Raw genomic sequence first — 2,153 nt, forward strand, 5'->3', positions numbered from 1 at the left:
CTGCCCGGAAAAGACGGGCTGCAAATTACCCGGGAACAGCGTGCCAAGTCTGAAGTCGGGATTATCCTGGTGACCGGCCGGGATGATGAGATTGACCGGATTGTCGGATTGGAGCTTGGCGCGGATGATTATGTCTGCAAGCCTTTCAACCGGCGTGAATTGCTGGCTAGGCTGAAAAACCTGCTGCGGCGGACGCAGGATGTCCGGCGTCTATCGCGCCGGATCTACAAATTCGGGCGGTTCCAGTTCGACGTCGCGGCGCGGCATCTGCAAACGGTGCAGGGTGACAGCATTTCCCTGACCCGGGCCGAATTCGAAGTGCTGGACATGCTGATCAGCCGGGCAGGCGAGGTGGCCTCGCGCGATGCGCTGATGAGCCGGGTCACCCACCGGCAATACGGCGCAAACCCCCGTACCGTGGATGTGCTGATCCGGCGTCTGCGCGGCAAGCTGGAGGAGGACCCCGCCAATCCTCGGGTGATCACCACCGTGCACGGCGAGGGCTATGTGTTCACAGCGCCTTTGAACTGACAGTTTCGCACTCGCGCAGCACTGCGGCCAGCGCCTCCAGGATGTGCGGGACCAGACCGGTCAGCCTTTTCAGCTGGTCCTGGGCTGCGTTCAGTTCCCCGTTTTCTGAGTGTGCTTCCAACGCTGCCAGCAGCGCCGCGAGATCCTGCTGGCCAAAGGTGCTGGCAGCCCCTTTGGCGCGGTGCGCTTCTTTGGCAAGTGATCCTAAATCCTGCATTTCCAAAGCCGCAGTCATCCGGGCAAGGCCTCGCGGAAGCTCCTGTTTGAATATTCGTGCGATGTTCAGAGCTTGCACTTTGCCAAGGTCCCGTATGTTTTCCTGCATCTGTTTCTGAAGGCCGGCGCGGCGGTCCGGCTGTTCCAGAACTGCCTGGCGGGCCGATAAATAGACCGCGCCCTCGCGCCCTTGCATGACACTGTCCAATGCCTTGGCCAGCCGTTCAGGGGAGACAGGTTTGGCGACGAAACCGTTCATGCCAGCCTGCAGGTGAGTCTCGATCTGGTCCTTTTGCACATGCGCCGAAATGCCGATGACCGGCAGTTCGGCAATCCGCCGGTCGGGCAGGGCGCGCAGGCGGCGGGTGGCCTCGGTGCCGCTGATGCCCGGCAGGTTCACATCCATCAGCACCAGATCAAAACTGGAGCCGGGCAGCAGTTCCAGCGCGCTTTCGGCGCTGCCGGTGCATTGGCAATTGTGCCCCATACGCTCCAAGTACCCTCGAGCGACCATCTGATTGATTTCGTTGTCCTCGACCACCAGCACAGACAGGGGGTGGTCGGCTTTCGTTGCCGGTGCGGGCGGGTCTTCAAGCACAAGATCAGCGGGGTTGCCCGGTTCCAATTCCAGGGACAGTGTGAAAACGGATCCCACGCCGGAGGTGCTTTCCAGCGACAATCTGGCACCGATGGTTTCGGCGAAATGCCTGCTGATTGCCAGCCCCAGCCCGGTGCCGCCGAATTTGCGGGCGGTATCTGTGTCCTCTTGCTCGAAGGCCTCAAAGATTCTGGACTTTGCTTCCGCCGATATGCCCTTGCCGGTGTCGCTGACTTCAAAGGTCACCCGGTGGCGCCTGCGGGCATCATCAGTGGCTCGGACCCGCAAAATGACCTCACCTTCTTCAGTGAACTTCAATGCATTGGATAAGAGGTTGAAGAGGATTTGCCGGAGCTTGGCTGCATCGCCCTGCACGGCATCTGGCAGATCTTCAGGCGCATCCAGCCACAGATGGACATTTTTACTGTCCGCGCCGGGCCGCAGCAGCACGACAATGTCGGTCACCAGTTCCCGCAGGGAAAACGTGCTGATTTCCGGCTTCAAGGCGCCGCTTTCGATTTTCGAGTAGTCTAGAATGTCATTCAATATCTTCAGCAGATTTTGGCCGGAGACCAGCGCCGCCCGCAGCCGCTCCATCTGCCTGGGCGGCAGGCCATCGTCCGAAAGGCTGCGCAGCATGCCAAGCACGCCATTCATTGGCGTGCGGATTTCATGGCTCATCATGGCGAGAAACTCGGATTTGGCTTGATCGGCGGTTTCCGCTTTCTGCCGGGCTTCGTCATGTGCTTCGACTTCTTCTTGCAGCCGCTCGGTCTGTTCATTGACAAGGGCCTGCAGATTGTTGCGG

The 2,153-nt window shown here is 60.1% G+C and carries 2 protein-coding genes; one reads left to right on the top strand and one right to left on the bottom strand.

Annotated features, from left to right (window positions below; genetic code table 11):
- The coding region (locus A2I95_RS33020; RefSeq protein ID WP_291736632.1) for a winged helix-turn-helix domain-containing protein at nucleotides 1-531 on the top strand (531 nt) is incomplete at its 5' end.
- On the opposite strand, the gene A2I95_RS33025 is transcribed toward A2I95_RS33020, so the two are convergent.
- Nucleotides 512-2,153 (bottom strand): ATP-binding protein (locus A2I95_RS33025; RefSeq protein WP_291736634.1); only part of this gene is annotated, 1,642 nt, incomplete at its 5' end. The genes A2I95_RS33020 and A2I95_RS33025 overlap by 20 nt on opposite strands.

The organism is Leisingera sp. F5 (genome assembly GCF_001593695.1).